The organism is Streptomyces sp. CB02923 (assembly GCF_001905005.1).
Classification (GTDB): domain Bacteria; phylum Actinomycetota; class Actinomycetes; order Streptomycetales; family Streptomycetaceae; genus Streptomyces.
This window is the reverse complement of the sequence record NZ_LWKZ01000025.1, coordinates 222,167-237,234: the sequence shown is the minus strand read 5'-3', so window position 1 is coordinate 237,234 and position 15,068 is coordinate 222,167. Positions and strand designations below refer to the sequence as shown.

The window sequence follows — 15,068 nt, the reverse complement described above, 5'->3', positions numbered from 1 at the left end:
CCCCCGCAACCCCGGCGGTGCGGTGGAAGAAAGGGCGGGACGACCATGCTGCGAAACGGACTGGAACCCTGGCACCTGCTGATCGTGGCGCTCGTGGTGATCCTGCTGTTCGGCTCGAAGAAGCTGCCGGACACGGCGCGGTCCCTCGGCAAGTCGCTGCGCATCCTCAAGAGCGAGACCAGGGCGATGAAGGACGACGGCGACGGTGGCGGCGGTGCCGGTGCCGGTGCCGGTGCCGGTGGCGGTGGCGGCGGCGAGAAGGACAGGGCGGGCGCCGAAGCCGTACGGCCGGGTCAGACCGAGCAGGCGGGGCAGGCGGCGCAGCAGGCGGGACAGGCCGCGCAGCAGGCGGGGCAGGCCACGCAGGCCGGGGCGAACGACCGCGGTCCGGCTGCGCACTGACGGGCCGGCCGGCCGTCGGTTCCATAATGGTTGACGCGCGGCGCGATCAGCGTGCCGCGCCCAGCATCGACCACGAGGGGAAACGGGACCGGATGAGCACCGAGCGCAAGCCTTCCGTATACGCCGTACGCGACGGGCACACCGGACGAGCCGGATACCCCGGACGTGCCAGCCGTGCCGGTCGTGCCGTACGGGCAAAGGGTGGGCGGATCACCGCGGTTGTCGTGGCCTTGCTGCTCGGCCTGATGGGGGCGGCGGGGTCCGCGGCGGCCGCGGCGCCCGCTCCGGCGGCGGTCGCCCACAGCGTCCAGCAGCAGGCCGGCGGCGCTTCGGCCGCACAGGCGGAGGCCGCTCCGGCCTCCTTCCACCACCACGCGAAGGCCGACTTCGCCTCCGCGGACAAGAAGGAGAAGAAGGAAAAGAAGAAGAAGGGCTTCTTCAAGAAGCTCGGCATCTTCCTCATCGTCCTGCTGATCATCTTCCTTGTCGTCATCATCGTCGTGATCTGGCTGATCGTGCACTTCGTGCGCAAGGCGTTCCGCCGCCGCAACAGCTGAGAAACCTCGCGAGGCCACGCGAGCCGCGCAGCCCCCGGCGCAAGCACCAGCCTTGCACCGGGGGCTGCCGCCGTTTACTGGCCCTCGTGAAGTTCCAGAAGACCGCCGCAACCGCTTTCACCGCACTCGCGCTCGCCGCGGTGGCACCACGGCCAAGCTGAAGAACGGACGGACGGCCCACGTCAGTTACGGCGCAAAATCCGGGACTACGTCGTGTCCGGCGGTATCGGCGGCATCGTGGTCGGCGGCGCGGCCCGCGCAATCCAACTCCGTAAATAACCGAAAACGAAACCGAACCACGGCTACGGCGACGGGCCCGCCGGTCAGCGCAGCCTTCAGCGCGCCCTTCCGCGCGGCTTCAGTCCCACCGTGGGGAGTTCGGGCGCGGGCAGCCGGTCGCCGTCGTAGCCGTGCACCTCGCCGAACCGGGTCCCCGTCATCCAGTCCTGGCGGGCCTCCTCGATGTCCCGCTGCGAGCGGCCCACGAAGTTCCACCACATGACGATCTCCTCCTCGAAGGGAGTGCCGCCGAGCAGAACCGCCCGAGCGGGGGCATCCGACGCGTTCGTGACCACCAGACGATCACTGCCGGGCGCGACGTAGCCCAACTCGGCGGGACGCAGCAGGGTGCCGCCCAGGCGGACGTCACCCTGGTCGACCAGCAGGCCGTGCTCGAAGGCGGGGTCCACGGCGAGGCCGGCCGTCGCGCCCGGATCGAGGACGATCTCGGCGCCGAGCAGCGAGGTGAACGTACGCACCGGGGAAGTGACCCCGGCGAGCGCCCCCAGAAAGACGCTGACCGCGGCCCCGCCGACCCGTACGGACCCGGGAACGTGATGCTGGAAGTCCGCGGCTGTGCCCACATGCTCCCCGGGAAGCGCGACCCAAAGCTGCACCCCGTGCAGGACGGTGGTCCGCCCCGTGGAAACCTCCGAGTGGCTGATGCCGCGCCCACCCGTCATGAGGTTCAGCTCACCCGGCCGCACGTACGCGTGGGTGCCGAGGCTGTCACGGTGCTCGATCTCCCCGCTGAACAGCCAGCTCACCGTCTGGAGCCCGGTGTGCGGATGCGGAGCGACGTCCATGCCACCCGTCTCGGCGACGTTGTCGGGCCCGTAGTGATCAGCAAAACACCAGGCCCCGATCAACGAACGCCCCCGCTGCGGCAACGTCCGCCGCACGGTCATGGCCCGCGGCCCACCCAAGGGAACGTCCCGCGGAGGATGCACCTCAACCTCCGCGGCCCGCCCGCCACCTTCGTGCCTGTCGCCGATGCCGCTCACATGCGTCGCCTTTCTGTGACGGGGTGGTTGAGGGTTCAACTTACATGGAGGTGGGGTTGAGTGGGGCGCGTGCGTGGGGCTATCCCCGCATGCGCGGGGACCACCCGGTCGGAAGCTGCCGTGGGTCGACCTGGCCGGGACCACCCCCGCACGCGCGGGGACCGCAGGCTGTGACCAGCGGTGCGGCCAGCTGCGGCAGTTAGTTTTGCTTGCTTCTTGAGAGTCCGGCGGAACGGCAAGAGCGGCATTCTTTCAGTCGCGGGCAAGTGCTCTGCCTTGGGGAGGTCGGCTAGGGCCATTGTCGATGGCCGCCCCTGCGTCGTCGGTGCTTCGGAGTATGGGAGCAGGCAACTTTTCGCGTTTTATCGGCATTTGCTATGTGATCGGCCCTGGTTGCTGGGCTCTAGGAGACCCTGACCACGTACTTGCCCCGTACCCCGCCCGCCTCCAGGGCCCGGTGGGCCGCTGCTGTCTGTTCCAGGGGGTAGACCGTGTCCACCTCCGGGCGCAGGTTGCCCTCCGAGACCTGGTGGGCGAGGTCGTCGAAGAGTGGCCGTTTGGGGTCGCCGCTGAAGAAGCGTACGCGGTGGTGGCCGTGTATCGCGCTGGCTGCGATGTAGCCGAGCGAGGCGGCGGGGCGGGTCGGGTCGAAGGCGATGGCGATCATGCGTCCGCCGGGCTTCAGCAGGCGTCGGAAGGTCCGCAGGTCGGTGCCCGCCGTGTCGAGGATGACGTCGAACAGGACCAGTTCGGCCGGCGTTACGGTCCGGTGGTCGACGGCGTGGTGGGCGCCGAGCGTGCGGACGAAGTCCAGGTTGGCGGCGCGGGCCAGGGCCGTGACCTCGGCGCCGTATGCCTGCCCGAGCTGGACGGCCGCGTTGCCCGCGCCGCCCGCCGCGCCCCGTACGAGCAGCCGTTCGCCGGGGCGCAGCGCGGCCTTGTCGCGGAGGGCGGTGATGGCCGTGGTGGCCACCGGCAGCGCGGCGGCGGCCACCAGGTCCAGTCCGTCGGGGACCCGGCCGAGCCGATCGGCCCGCACGGTCACGTACTCGGCGGCGCTGCCGAAGCCGGAGGTGCGCCCCAGAACGCCCCACACCCCGTCGCCGACCGCGACCCCCGTCGCACCGGTGCCGAGTGCGGCGACCTCACCGGTGAAGTCCAGCCCGGTGCGCTGCGGGAACTTCCGGCCGGTGAGGAGGCGGAGGCGGCCGGAACGGGCTGTGACCTCGCCGCCGTTGATGCTGAACGCGCGTACCCGTACGAGAACTTCGCCGGGCCCCGCTTCGGGGCGTGGCACCCGGCCCACGTACAGCACCTCAGGGCCGCCGTAGCGGTCGAACAGTATGGCTTTCATCGTGGTGCGGTCGTTCATCGATCTCACCTTCGTCGTCAGCGGCCGTGCGGGGAGGGGGTTGGACGCCGAGCGTAGGCTTTGAAGTGGACGGTATCGTCCGGTTGGGCCGGAGGTGAGAGACAGTGGTGGGGGAATCGTCTCGGATAGCGGGGCCGGGGCCGGGGCCGGGGCCGAGTCCGAGCCCGGGGCCGGGTTCGGGTTCCGGTTCGGCTCAGGCTCCGGGCGGGCTTCGGGCGGATGCCCGGCGCAACCGGGGGCGCATCCTCATCGCCGCCCGCGAGGTCTTCGCCGAGTACGGGATCGACGCGCCCATGGCGACCGTCGCCCGACGGGCGGGGGTCGGCGTGGCGACGCTGTACCGGCGCTTCCCGACGCGTGACGCCCTGGTACGGGCCGCGTTCGCGCAGCAGGCGGAGGCCTGCTCCCGGGCGCTCACCGAGGCGCTGGCCGATCCCGACCCGTGGAGAGGTTTCCGACGGCTGGTGGAGACGGTTTGCGCACTTCAGCGGGAAGAACGGGGGTTCACTGCCGCGTTCGCCGCAGCCTTCCCGGACAGCATGCCGGAACACACGCAGGCCCGGGAGAAGGCCGAGCGGGACTTCGCGACCCTGGTCCGCAGGGCCAAGGCGGCGGGCGCGCTCCGGGCCGACTTCCACCCCTCCGACCTCATCGTGGGCCTGCTGTCGCACTGCGGTCTGGTCACCGCGCTGCCGCACGACCGTGCGGCGTCCCGGCGTCTGGTGGCGTACCTGCTCCAGTCGTTCCGTGCCGAGGCGGCCCACGGGGCGCTGCCCCCGCCGAGCACGCTGTCACTGCGCGCCATCCCGATCGCGGCCGACGGGCCCCGGAGACAGCGGACTTGAGAGTGTCGGGCGCGGTGTTTGCGGGCGCTCCCCCCGGGCCGAGGGCGCGTTAGCCGGGTGTTAGCGGAGCGGCAGCTTCCCGCTAAGGAGCCCGGACAGAGTTGGTGTCGTACCGAGAAGACAACGTCTCCGACACCAACTGTTCCGGGGGGAACCCGAAATGAGCTCCAGCGCCACCGCCCGCACCGCGCGCACCGCCCGCCGCCGTACCCTGCGCATCGCCGCCGCGGCCCTGACCGCGGCCGCCGGCCTGACCTTGACCGCCTGCTCCGGCTCGGACGCCGCCTCCGGCACCAAGGCCGCCGCTCACCTGGACTCGGATGCGGCCGCCGCGGACACCTCCGCCGGGGTGCAGGGCTCCGAGCCCCAGACGGACTCCGGCGCTAAGGGTGACTCGGAGGCCGGGGCTAAGGCCGGTACCGAGGCCGACGCCAAGGCGGGGTCTGCGGGCAGGCAGGCGGCCGGCGCGCAGGGCTCCCGGGGCGGCAAGGCGGGTTCGGGTGTCCAGCGTTGCCACACCTCCGGCCTCAAGGCGGTCTTCGCCACCGGTGAGGACGCGGTGCCGGACCCGGACGCGCAGGGGGCGACGACCACCAGCATCGTGCTGACCAACAAGGGCAGCCGCTCGTGCAAGATCGGCGGCTTCGCGGGCGTGGATCTCAAGCCGGACGCGGGCGGCCCCGGCTGGTCGCTGGCCCGCTCCTCGGCCAAGCACGGCTCGATCACCCTCGCGCCCGGGGACAGCACCGACTTCACGATCAATCTCGCCCTGGCCAAGGAGAACGAGGAGGGTTCCTGGAAGCCCGCCACGGTAGCGGTCACCCCGCCCAACGAGACCACCTCCCTGACCCTGAAGTGGCCCTGGGGTCCCCTCGTCCACCAGGACGGCGCCACCCACCCCGCCACCTTCGTCAACCCCATCGGCTGACCACCGCCGGACAAGCACCTCCTGGAGCCGGACCGGCTCACCAGCGGTACGGGCTCACCACGTGAACACTGAGCACGACTTACAGATGAGTGAGGGACGTCCATGACCAGGACGACGACGAAGAAGACGGGTTTGCAGGCGCGGGGCGGCCGTGTGGCGGTGATCGGTGCGCTGGGTCTGGCCTCGGTGGCGCTGGCCGCCGCACCGGCGTTCGCCAAGGGCAGCGCGCAGGTCACGGCGCCGCACTCGGCGCCGGCCGGCAAGACCTTCACGGTCTCGGCGCACGGGGACGACGACGCCTCCGACTACCTGCGGATCTGCCTGGAGCACCGCAGCGGCGCGCAGGCGTGGCACGGGCTGGCCTGCGGCGCCGTAGCCGAACGGGGCACCGAAGCCACGGTCACCGCACACATCAAGGCGGCACACCGCGGCCCCCATCAGTACCGCGCAGTGGCCTACGGCCTGACCACCCCCAACGACCACCACCCCGTACGCCAGAAGACGTCTGCCCCGGTCATGGTGAACGTTCGCTGAGTCCAGCAGCGCATCACCGCATGAGGCGACCACCGGATCGCCTCATGCGGTGATGCGCTGCTGTGTCGGTGCCGGTTCGTGATGACTCTGGGGCGGTGTGTAGCCGCGGGTGCGGACGAGGTCGTGGGTGAGTTCGGTGAAGGCGCGGGTGGCGGCGCTGCGGTAGGCGCCGTCGCGGTGCAGGAGGGTGACGGTGCGGCTGGGCAGGGGCGGGTCGAGGGGGACGGGGGTGAGGTGGGGGTGGTCGTGGGTGATGGCGTCGGGCAGGACAGTGGCCAGCGGGGCGCGTCGGACGATTTCGGTGAGGGCCTGGATGGAGTTGGCCTCGACTGCGATGCGCGGGGCGGTCCGGTGGCGGGTGAAGTAGGCGTCGATGTGGCTCCGGGTGGCGAAGTCATCACTCAGGAGGGCGAGTTGTTCGTCCTGGAGAGTGTGGACCGGTAGCGGGCCCGGCGTCGTCCGGGGGCGCGGGGTGCCGGTGACGAGGCTGAGGGTTTCGGTGAACAGTGAGGTGGCGGTGATGCCGGGTGGGTGCGGGCCGGCGAAGGCGATGCCGAGGTCGAGGTCGTCGGCGAGCAGGGCCGCTTCGATACGGTCCTGGGTCATCTCCGTCAGGGTCAGGCTGATGCCGGGGTGGCGGGTGTGGAGTTCGGCGGTGAGTGGGCCGATCAGGTAGGCGGTGAAGGTGGGGGTGGCGCCCAGGCGCAGGTGGCCGCGGGAGAGGCTCTGGACGTCGTGGACGGCGCGTTCGGCGGCGGCCAGGTCGCGCAGGGCGCGCCGGGCGTGGTCGGTGTAGACGGCGCCTGCGTCGGTGAGCCGTACCGTGCGGCCGGTGCGGTCCAGCAGCTGTACGCCCAGCGTCCGCTCCAGCTGCTTGATCTGCTGGGAGAGTGTGGGCTGCGAGATGTGCAGTTCCTCGGCGGCGCGGGTGAAGTGGCCGTGTTCGGCCACGGCGAGCAGGTAGCGCAGGTGACGCAGTTCGAGAACAGCCATGAGAACCACTGTAGGTCAGCCATAGATGCTGCCAATTACTTCGGGGCGTAACAACTCTTGGACTCTATAGATACAGGTCATGCATGGTGGATTTCACCAGCCCACGAGGGCCGATCCCCACCGGAGGGAGTGACCATGCAGGACCTTGCCGAGGGCGTCGCCCGTTTCCAGAAGGACGTCTTCCCGGCCAAGGCGGAGCTCTTCGCCCGCCTGGCCACGCGTCACACGCCGCACACGCTGTTCATCAGCTGCTCCGACGCCCGCGTCGTCCCCGAGCTGATCACCGGCACCGAGCCGGGTGACCTCTTCGTCATCCGTACCGCCGGCAACCTGGTGCCCGCCTACAGCCCCGGAGCCGACGGGGTGGCGGCGAGCGTCGAGTACGCCGTCGCCGCACTGGCCGTGAACGACATCGTCGTCTGCGGTCACTCCGCGTGCGGCGCGATGACCGCCCTCGCCGAGGGCCATGACCTCAGCGGCGCCCCCGCCGTCGCCTCCTGGCTGCGGCACGCGGACGCCTCCCGAGCCCGCACCGCCATCCCCGGCGACGTGCCGGCTCTGGTGCGCGACAACGTGCGTGCGCAGCTGGCAAACCTGGCCACGCACCCCTCGGTCGCCCGTGCCCTGGCGGAGGGGAAGGCCACCCTGCAGGGATGGGTCTTCGACATCGCCACCGGCCGCGTCGAGGAACTGCCCACCGCCGGTTCCGGCCCCGCCCTCGCGGCCTGACCTGGGGCCCCGGCCCCGGCCCCCCGTTCGCAGCGCGGCGCCGGGAGCCTGCCGACCTGCCGGTTCCCGTTCGCAGCGCGGCGCCGGAACCCCGCCGACCTGCCGCTTCCCGCTGTGACGGTAAGCGGTCCACCGAAGAAGAGAAGGAAGTGCTGATCATGATGCACGCCCAGTTCGACCCCGCCGCCCGCCAGGCCCTGGCCAACGCCGCCGTCGAGGCCAAGACGCGTAAGGACCTCACCTGGCAGCAGATCGCCGACGCCTCCGGCCTGTCGGTCGCCTTCACCACCGCCGCCGTCCTCGGCCAGCACCCCCTGCCGGAGGACTCCGCGAAGGCCGTCGCCGAGCTGCTGGGCCTGGACGACGACGCGGTGTTGTTGCTCCGGACCATCCCGGCCCGCGGCTCGATGCCGAACCGGATTCCGACCGACCCGACCATGTACCGCTTCTACGAGATGCTCCAGGTCTACGGCACCACCCTCAAGGCCCTGATCCACGAGGAGTTCGGCGACGGCATCATCTCCGCGATCAACTTCAAGCTCGATGTGAAGAAGGTCGCCGACCCCGAGGGCGGCGAGCGCGCCGTCATCACCCTGGACGGCAAGTACCTGCCGACCAAGCCCTTCTGACCGGCGCCGGTACGGCGTCCCGCACGGACGGCAGCCGGGCGGGCCGGACACAGACGTCCGGCCCGCCCCGGCCCCCGAACCCCGCCCCCCCCGCGAGGCCGTCTGCCGGGGCCTCGCTTCCCCCTTCCCGTTCCCGCTTTGGAGGACCTCCATGGACTTCGTCCAGCGCACCATCGACATCGCCCGCCAGAACGTCGCCGAGGGCGGCCGCCCGTTCGCGACCGTCATCGTCAAGGACGGCGAGATCCTCGCCGAGAGCCCCAACAAGGTCGCCCAGACCGGCGACCCCACAGCGCACGCGGAGATCCTCGCCATCCGCGAGGCCTGCACCGAGCTGGGCACCGAGCACCTGACCGACACCACCATCTACGTGCTCGCCCACCCCTGCCCGATGTGCCTGGGCTCGCTGTACTACTGCTCCCCGGACGAGGTCGTCTTCCTCACCACCCGGGACGCTTACGAGCCCCACTACGTGGACGACCGCAAGTACTTCGAGCTCGGCACCTTCTACGACGAGTTCGCCAAGCCCTGGCAGGAGCGCCGGCTGCCGATGCGCCACGAGGCGCGCGAGGACGCCGTGGAGGTGTACCGGTTCTGGCAGGAGCGCAACGGCGGCGAGCGCCGCGTCGAGGGCGCCCCGGCTGCCGGCTGAGGGGCAGCGAACCGCCCGGTCCGCTGCCTCCTGTGTGCGCCTACCGTGCGTGCGTCTCCGCCGTGCGCGCTGGGGGCGTTTCGTCGTCCGGCTCGGCGGGGCCGCGGCCCCGGACGAGCAGCGCCGTCAGGGCCCCGAGGACGGCGACTGCGGTGGCGGCGAGCAGCGCGTACTCCATGCCGTCGAGGAACGTCAGCTCACTGATCCGCGCCAGCGCCGACGCGTCCGCGCTCTCCCCCACACCGCGTGGGACGAGTCCCACCGACACGGCCTGGGACGCCGCGTCGGCCCGTGCGGACGGCAGCGCGACCCCGGCCTCCGCAAGGCGGCCGGGCAGCAGGGAGTCCACGCGGGCACCCACGATCGCTCCGAGAGCAGCAGTGCCGAGGCTGCCGCCCACCTGCATGGCGGTCTGCTGGATCCCGCCCGCGACCCCGGACAGTTCCATCGGGGCGTTGCTGAGGACGATTTTGGTCGCGCTGACCATGACCGGGCTGAAGCCGAGGCCCAGCAGGAAGAAGCACAGGACCAAGTGCACGGTGGCAGGGCGCGGCCCGAGTTGGGAGAGGGCGGTCATCGCCGCCGCGGTGACGGCCATGCCGAGCAGAGCGGGGAGGCGCGGCCCCACCCGGCTCATCCAGATCGCGACCAGCGGGGCGCCGAGGATCATCATGCCGGTCAGCCCCAGTACCCGTATGCCGCTCTCCATCGGCGACAGGTGCAGGACGTTCTGCAGGTAGAAGACGAGGATGAACGGAGCCCCGAACATGATGAAGGACATCACGATCATCAGGACCACACCGGCGGAGAACTGCGACGAGTGAAACATCCGCAGGGGGACCAGCGGCTCGTCGGCCCGGCTCTCCCGCCGGACGAAGCAGCATCCCAGCCCGAGCGCGGCCGCCAGGAATCCCAGCGTCCGCGGGTCCGTCCAGCCGTGGGCGGGTGCCTGGGTGAGGCCCCACACCAGCGATGCCAGCGCGGCGGTCAGCAGGTGGACGCCGGCGATGTCGAAGGGCCTGGCCGCGCCCTTGGTCCGTACGTCCCGCAGCACCAGCAGCCCCAGGCCGAGGGCCAGCGCTCCGAGCGGCACATTGGCGAAGAAGACCCACTGCCAGCCGGCGTGCTCGACCAGCAGCCCGCCGACGATCGGGCCGGCCGCGGTGGAGGCGGCGATCACCGCGCTGCGGATCGCGATCGGCATCGTCAGCTTGTCCGCGGGGAACGCGGTCCGCATCAGCCCCAGGGTGGCGGGCTGCATCAACGCACCGAACACGCCCTGTAGTACGCGCAGACCGATGACCCACGTGATGTTCGCGGACAGGCCGATCGCCACGGAGGAAGCGGTGAAGCCGACCACGCCGGCCAGGAACATCTTCCGGTGGCCGAAGCGGTCACCGAGCTTGCCGGCGGTGATCAGCAGTACCGCGACGGCCAGGAGGTAGCCGTTGGTCACCCACTGGATCTCGGTGAGGCCGGCCCGTAGGCCGCTCTGCATGGCCGGCTGGGCCACCGTGATGACGGTGCCGTCCAGCGACACCATCATCGCCCCTATGGAGAGCGTGATCAGGGTCAGCCAGGGGTGCCCGCGCAGTCCCCGGCCGCCGGACGGTGAGGCATCGGACGGCGAGGGGTCGGACGGCGAGGGGTCGGACGGCGAGGCGCCGTCCGACCCCTCTTCCCCCTTTTTTCGCGCTTCCTGTCGCGTATCGACTGTCTCGCTCATACGTGTGCGTTCCTCAGGTCGGGGAGAACGGCGCGTCAGCTCAGTGATGAAGCAGTACGGGGAATTCCGGGCGCGGCGCCGGGCGTACGCCTCGTACTGCTCCGCTGATCCCCCGCACGCCCCCGCCCCCGCCCGAGGCGTCAGCCGACGGGCCAGGCCACGTCGGTCTCGGCGGGCGCGGAGTAGTCGACGCCGGGCACGCTGAAGCCGAACAGCTGCCGGACGCTGTCCCGGAACCAGTCCAGGTCGCCGAGGTTCGCGACGGAGGCGGTGGTGGCTTCCTGCCAGCGCGCGCCGACGGCGTCCTGTACTGCCTGCTCCAGCTCCCAGGTGTCGAGCCGGACTCGTCCCTCGTCGTCCGTCACGAGCGGAGTCACGCCGGTGAGCTGGTCCCACAGGCCCGCCAGCTGGTTGACGGGCGACACCATGTCCTGCCCGAGGACCTCCCGCAGGAGGGCGGTGTACAGGGCGATTCCCGGGATGGCCGTCGAGGACTGGGTCACGGCCGCACCGTTGACCGACGTCACGGCACGGCCGCCGCACAGTTCGCCCAGCCGCTCGTCGAGCGCGCGGGCGGTCTGCTCCAGGTGGGCCTTGGCGGCACCGATGGTGCCCCGGCGGTAGATTCCGGCGGTCAGCGGCGAGCCGATGTACGAGAGTGCCGCCGAGGTGAAGCCGTCGGCGAGCAGTCCGCGGTCCGCCAGGCAGGTGACCCACCGTTCCCAGTCGGATCCGCCCATGACGGCGACCGTCTGCTCGACGTCGTCGCCACCGGCCGGCTCCGTCACCACGGTGCGGACTTCCGGTGTTCCCTCTTCGTCGAAGACGAGGGTCTTCATGCGGGTTGTCTCGCCGATGGGCTTGAGGGCCGAGGAGTAGGTGACGCCGGTCTCCGGGTCGGTACGGCGCGGGGCCGCGACGGAGTAGATCAGGTGGTCGAGGCGGCCGAAGCGCTCTTCGACGAGATCGCAGACCTGCTTCTTCATGGCGTCGGAGAAGGCGTCTCCATTCAGGAAGTGCATCTCCCGCCCGGTGTCGCGGGCGAGTTCGGCGGTCGCCGCGGTCCGGTACCACCCCGCGGTGCCGGCCTTGCGCTCGTTCGGGGCTTTCTCGAAGGAGACGCCGATGCCACGGATGCCGGTCCGGGCGAGTCCGGCGATGGTGGCGGCCAGGCCGTAGCCGGAGGACGAGCCGATCACCAGGGCCACTGGGGCGTCGTCGCTCGTCGTGTCCGCCTGCCGGGGGGTGACCGCGTCCCACATGTCGCGCACTCCCCGGGCACAGCCCGTGGGGTGTGCCTCCAGGAAGAGGAACCCACGGTTGCGTGGGGCGATGATGCGTGCGCTCATGAAACAGTCCTCGTGCTGGCGGGCGTGGTGGCAGAATCGCTGGAAAGCGTAACGAAGGTTCGGTTCATATAGATCAACGGGTCGGTGCGGGCGGACCGCCCTGCCGCGGTCACCGCGCCGATGATCAGTACGTGGTCGCCGCTCTCGACCGTCTGCCGGACGTCACAGGCGAGCCAGCCCGTGCACCCCGAGAGCCGGGGCAGCCCGTCGTCGGCGTACCAGTCGGCTCCGGCGAACCGGTCGACGTCCCGCCGGGCGAAGCGGCGTGCCAACTCTTCCTGCGGGCGGGCGAGTACGTTCACCCCGAACCGTCCGCTGCGGATGATCTTGGGCAGCAGGGCGGAGTTCTCGCTCAGCGCGATGTCGGCCAGGGGCGGGTCGAGGGAGAGGGAGGAGAACGCGGTGACGGTGGTCCCGTGCGGCACGTCCCCGTCGAAGGCGGTCACGATCGTTACCGGAGCGCCGACGGCCGCCATCACGTCCTTGAACCGGTCGCCTTCGACAAGGGTGGTCATACGGTTCACCGGCTCTCCTCCGCCGTCGTGCCGGAGGCCCCGAACCGCGCGGCGCAGCGCAGGAACTGGTCGTTGTCCAACGCGTCCCCGACGCTGACGCGTATGCCGTCCCCGGGGAACGCCATGACGGACACCCGCGCTTCGGCGCACGCGTCGGCGAACGCCGCGGTCCGGTCGCCGAGCCGCAGCCACACGAAGTTCGCCTGTGTGTCCGCCACGCTCCAGCCCTGTGCCCGCAATCCCGCGAAGACGCGGGCGCGTTCGGCCGTCAGCGCGGCGACGCGGTCCCGCATGGCCGACACGGACTGCAGTGAGGCGACGGCGGCGTCCTGCGCCAGCTGGCTCACCCCGAAGGGCACGGCGGCCTTGCGCAGGGCGGCGGCCACCGGCTCGTGGGCGACGGCGTATCCGACCCGCATTCCCGCCAGGCCGTGTGCTTTGGAGAACGTGCGCAGCAGGCAGACGTTGGGGCGGTCGCGGTAGAGCTCGATGCCGTCCGGGTAGTCGGGGTCGTCGGCGAACTCGACGTATGCCTCGTCCAGCACGACCAGGACGTCGGACGGCACCCGGTCCAGGAACGTCCTGAGCTCCGCGCGGCCCACGATGGTGCCCGTCGGGTTGTTGGGGTTGCACACGATGACCAGCCGGGTGCGTTCGGTCAAGGCCGCGGCCATGGCGTCCAGGTCGTGCCGTTCGTCGCCGGTCAGCGGCACCTGGACGGGTACGGCCCCGACGAGCCGGGTCATCACGGGGTACGCCTCGAAGGACCGCCAGGCGTAGAGGACCTCGTCCCCGGGTCCGGCGGCGATCTGCAGCAACTGCTGGGTGACGCCGACCGAACCGGTGCCCACCGCGATGTGGGCCGCGGGCACACCCAGCCGGGCTGCGAGTTCGGCGGTCAGCTCGCGGCAGCCCGGGTCGGGGTAGCGGTTGGCGTCCCCGGAGGTGGCGGCCAGCCGTTCCAGGACGCCGGGCAGCGGCGGGTAGGGGCTTTCGTTGGCGGCCAGCCGGTGGACGGGCGCCGTTCCGGCGGGCATCCGCGCGGGCGTGTATCCGGGGACGGCATCCAGCGTCGGGCGCAGCCGGGGGCCGGTGGTGATCGGGATCATGTCTCTTCCGTGGTCAGCGGGTACTCGGGGTGAAGGCGACAGGGAGTCTGCTGACGCCGGTGAGGAAGTTGGACCGCGAGTACTCGACCTCGCCGGCCAGGCTGACGGAGCCCACCTGTTCCCGTATCTCCTCAAAAAGGATCTTCATCTCCAGCCGGGCCAGCGCGCCGCCCAGGCAGAAGTGGGGGCCGAAGCCGTACGCCATGTGCTTGTTGGGGGTGCGCGCCAGGTTGAAGGTGTAGGGGGAGTCGAACACCTCTTCGTCACGGTTGGCCGCACCGATCCACAGGGTGACGATGTCGCCCGCCGCGACCCTGGCCCCCCGGAGGGTGGTGTCGGCCGTCGTGACCCGCGCGATGTGCAGGGCGGGCGACGTCCAGCGGACGATCTCCTCCACGGCACTGTCGATGACGTCGGGCCGCTCCTTGAGCACCCGCCACTGGTCCGGGTGCTCGATCAGCGCGAGCAGGCCGCCGGCGCCCGAGAAGCGGGTGGTCTCATCGCCGCCGATGATCAGGTTGTAGCAGTTAAGGAAGACCTCGACCTCGCTTAGCGGCTTTCCGTCGATCGCACCGGCCGCCAGCATGCTCACGGCGTCGTCCTGCGGGTTCGCCCGGCGCTCGGGCACCAGCTTCGCGTAGTAGTTCATGATGTCGCTCTGCGCTCTGGCGGCCTCCATGGGCGTGCTGCCGGCATCGAGCGCGGCGGAGGTGAGCTCCAGCATGCGCGGGCGGTCCGCGACGGGGACGGCGAGCAGTTCGCAGATCGCCTCCAGCGGGATCCGCGCCGCCACATCCGCCACGAAGTCGCAGGTGCCGCGCTCGACGGCCTCGGCGACGAGCCGCCGCGACACCGCGCGGACACTGTCCGCGATGCGCTGCATCGACCGCGCGGAGAAGCCGCCCTGGAGGATGCGGCGGAGGTCCCGGTGGCGCGGCGGGTCGGTGACTGCGAGCATCTGCCCTCCGGCGGGGTCGCCGCCGGCCAGCAGGGTGCCCAGGATGTTGCCGCGGGCCGAGCTGAAGGTGGTGGTGTCCTTGAACACCTCCATGATGTCCGCGTAGCGGGACAGTACCCAGAACCCCGGTACGCCGAGGGTGGCTTCGTGCCAGCCGACGGGGCACTCGTTCTGCAACCGCCGCCAGAGGCGCGGCTGGTTGTCCACCGCGTAGTTGCCGGGGTCCAGCAGGTTGACGCCGACGGACGGCCTCGGGTGGCTCACCGGTCCGCGTCCTTTCCGGCCGACAGGCTCAGCGGCCGCAGGTCGGTCCAGTTCCTGGTGACGAAGTCGAGGCACTCCTGACGGCTGCCCGCGTCCCGCACGACGTCCCAGCCCCGCGGTACGTCCAGCGCCTGCGGCCAGAGGCAGTGCCGACCCTCGCCGTCGGCCAGGACCCGGAAGGTGCCGTCCGGGTCGTCGAACGGATTGGTCATGGTCATCTCCT

General features: G+C 71.1%; 17 protein-coding genes. 8 read left to right on the top strand and 9 right to left on the bottom strand.

The window, feature by feature from the left end:
• The first annotated feature begins 45 nt into the window (after positions 1–45).
• Together tatA and A6A06_RS29175 are read left to right on the top strand one after the other, a co-directional pair.
• Entirely contained in the window at positions 46–402 is a 357-nt protein-coding gene (gene tatA, locus A6A06_RS43115) for a Sec-independent protein translocase subunit TatA (RefSeq protein ID WP_242441006.1), read from the top strand.
• Positions 403–494: 92 nt separating this feature from the next.
• On the top strand, positions 495–959 hold the full coding sequence (locus A6A06_RS29175) for a hypothetical protein (RefSeq protein ID WP_206780371.1): 465 nt from the start codon (positions 495–497) through the stop codon (positions 957–959).
• 335 nt (positions 960–1,294) lie between these two features.
• On the opposite strand, the gene A6A06_RS29170 is transcribed toward A6A06_RS29175, so the two are convergent.
• Complete coding sequence (locus tag A6A06_RS29170; protein WP_073765070.1) at positions 1,295–2,242, bottom strand: pirin family protein; 948 nt, start codon at positions 2,240–2,242, stop codon at positions 1,295–1,297.
• 403 nt (positions 2,243–2,645) lie between these two features.
• Entirely contained in the window at positions 2,646–3,614 is a 969-nt protein-coding gene (locus A6A06_RS29165) for an NAD(P)-dependent alcohol dehydrogenase (protein WP_073765068.1), read from the bottom strand.
• A gap of 242 nt (positions 3,615–3,856) precedes the next feature.
• Between A6A06_RS29165 and A6A06_RS29160 the strand changes: the two genes are divergently transcribed.
• The 3 genes from A6A06_RS29160 to A6A06_RS29150 all read left to right on the top strand — a co-directional run bounded on the left by A6A06_RS29160 (position 3,857) and on the right by A6A06_RS29150 (position 5,921).
• Entirely contained in the window at positions 3,857–4,459 is a 603-nt protein-coding gene (locus A6A06_RS29160; protein ID WP_274535904.1) for a TetR/AcrR family transcriptional regulator, read from the top strand.
• A 160-nt stretch (positions 4,460–4,619) separates the two neighbouring features.
• Positions 4,620–5,387 (top strand): DUF4232 domain-containing protein, encoded by a 768-nt coding sequence (locus tag A6A06_RS29155; protein ID WP_073765066.1) that lies wholly within the window; start codon positions 4,620–4,622, stop codon positions 5,385–5,387.
• A 102-nt stretch (positions 5,388–5,489) separates the two neighbouring features.
• On the top strand, positions 5,490–5,921 hold the full coding sequence (locus A6A06_RS29150; RefSeq protein WP_073765064.1) for a hypothetical protein: 432 nt from the start codon (positions 5,490–5,492) through the stop codon (positions 5,919–5,921).
• Between the two features lie 42 nt (positions 5,922–5,963).
• Here A6A06_RS29150 and cynR read toward each other — a convergent pair whose 3' ends face one another.
• Positions 5,964–6,914: a transcriptional regulator CynR gene (cynR, locus tag A6A06_RS29145; protein WP_073765062.1), complete on the bottom strand. Its 951-nt coding sequence runs from the start codon at positions 6,912–6,914 to the stop codon at positions 5,964–5,966.
• 135 nt (positions 6,915–7,049) lie between these two features.
• Here cynR and A6A06_RS29140 point away from each other — a divergent pair, with 135 nt between their 5' ends.
• The 3 genes from A6A06_RS29140 (at position 7,050) to A6A06_RS29130 (ending at position 8,924) form a co-directional block, all read left to right on the top strand.
• Positions 7,050–7,643 (top strand): carbonic anhydrase, encoded by a 594-nt coding sequence (locus tag A6A06_RS29140; RefSeq protein WP_073765060.1) that lies wholly within the window; start codon positions 7,050–7,052, stop codon positions 7,641–7,643.
• Positions 7,644–7,801: 158 nt separating this feature from the next.
• Positions 7,802–8,272, top strand: coding sequence for a cyanase (gene cynS, locus A6A06_RS29135; protein ID WP_073765920.1), 471 nt, complete (start codon positions 7,802–7,804; stop codon positions 8,270–8,272).
• A gap of 151 nt (positions 8,273–8,423) precedes the next feature.
• Positions 8,424–8,924: a nucleoside deaminase gene (locus A6A06_RS29130; RefSeq protein WP_073765058.1), complete on the top strand. Its 501-nt coding sequence runs from the start codon at positions 8,424–8,426 to the stop codon at positions 8,922–8,924.
• A 40-nt stretch (positions 8,925–8,964) separates the two neighbouring features.
• On the opposite strand, the gene A6A06_RS29125 is transcribed toward A6A06_RS29130, so the two are convergent.
• The 6 genes from A6A06_RS29125 to A6A06_RS29100 all read right to left on the bottom strand — a co-directional run bounded on the left by A6A06_RS29125 (position 8,965) and on the right by A6A06_RS29100 (position 15,057).
• Positions 8,965–10,650: a DHA2 family efflux MFS transporter permease subunit gene (locus tag A6A06_RS29125; RefSeq protein WP_079194433.1), complete on the bottom strand. Its 1,686-nt coding sequence runs from the start codon at positions 10,648–10,650 to the stop codon at positions 8,965–8,967.
• Between the two features lie 140 nt (positions 10,651–10,790).
• Positions 10,791–11,999, bottom strand: coding sequence for an enoyl-[acyl-carrier-protein] reductase FabV (gene fabV, locus A6A06_RS29120; protein ID WP_073765056.1), 1,209 nt, complete (start codon positions 11,997–11,999; stop codon positions 10,791–10,793).
• Complete coding sequence (locus A6A06_RS29115; RefSeq protein WP_073765918.1) at positions 11,996–12,514, bottom strand: flavin reductase family protein; 519 nt, start codon at positions 12,512–12,514, stop codon at positions 11,996–11,998. Before A6A06_RS29115 ends, fabV begins: the two co-directional genes overlap by 4 nt.
• A 5-nt stretch (positions 12,515–12,519) precedes the next feature.
• Entirely contained in the window at positions 12,520–13,623 is a 1,104-nt protein-coding gene (gene hisC, locus A6A06_RS29110) for a histidinol-phosphate transaminase (protein WP_073765054.1), read from the bottom strand.
• Between the two features lie 13 nt (positions 13,624–13,636).
• Positions 13,637–14,845 (bottom strand): cytochrome P450, encoded by a 1,209-nt coding sequence (locus A6A06_RS29105; protein ID WP_079194432.1) that lies wholly within the window; start codon positions 14,843–14,845, stop codon positions 13,637–13,639.
• Positions 14,842–15,057, bottom strand: a complete 216-nt coding sequence (locus A6A06_RS29100) for an MbtH family protein (RefSeq protein WP_073765916.1) — start codon at positions 15,055–15,057, stop codon at positions 14,842–14,844. Before A6A06_RS29100 ends, A6A06_RS29105 begins: the two co-directional genes overlap by 4 nt.
• Between the last annotated feature and the right edge of the window lie 11 nt (positions 15,058–15,068).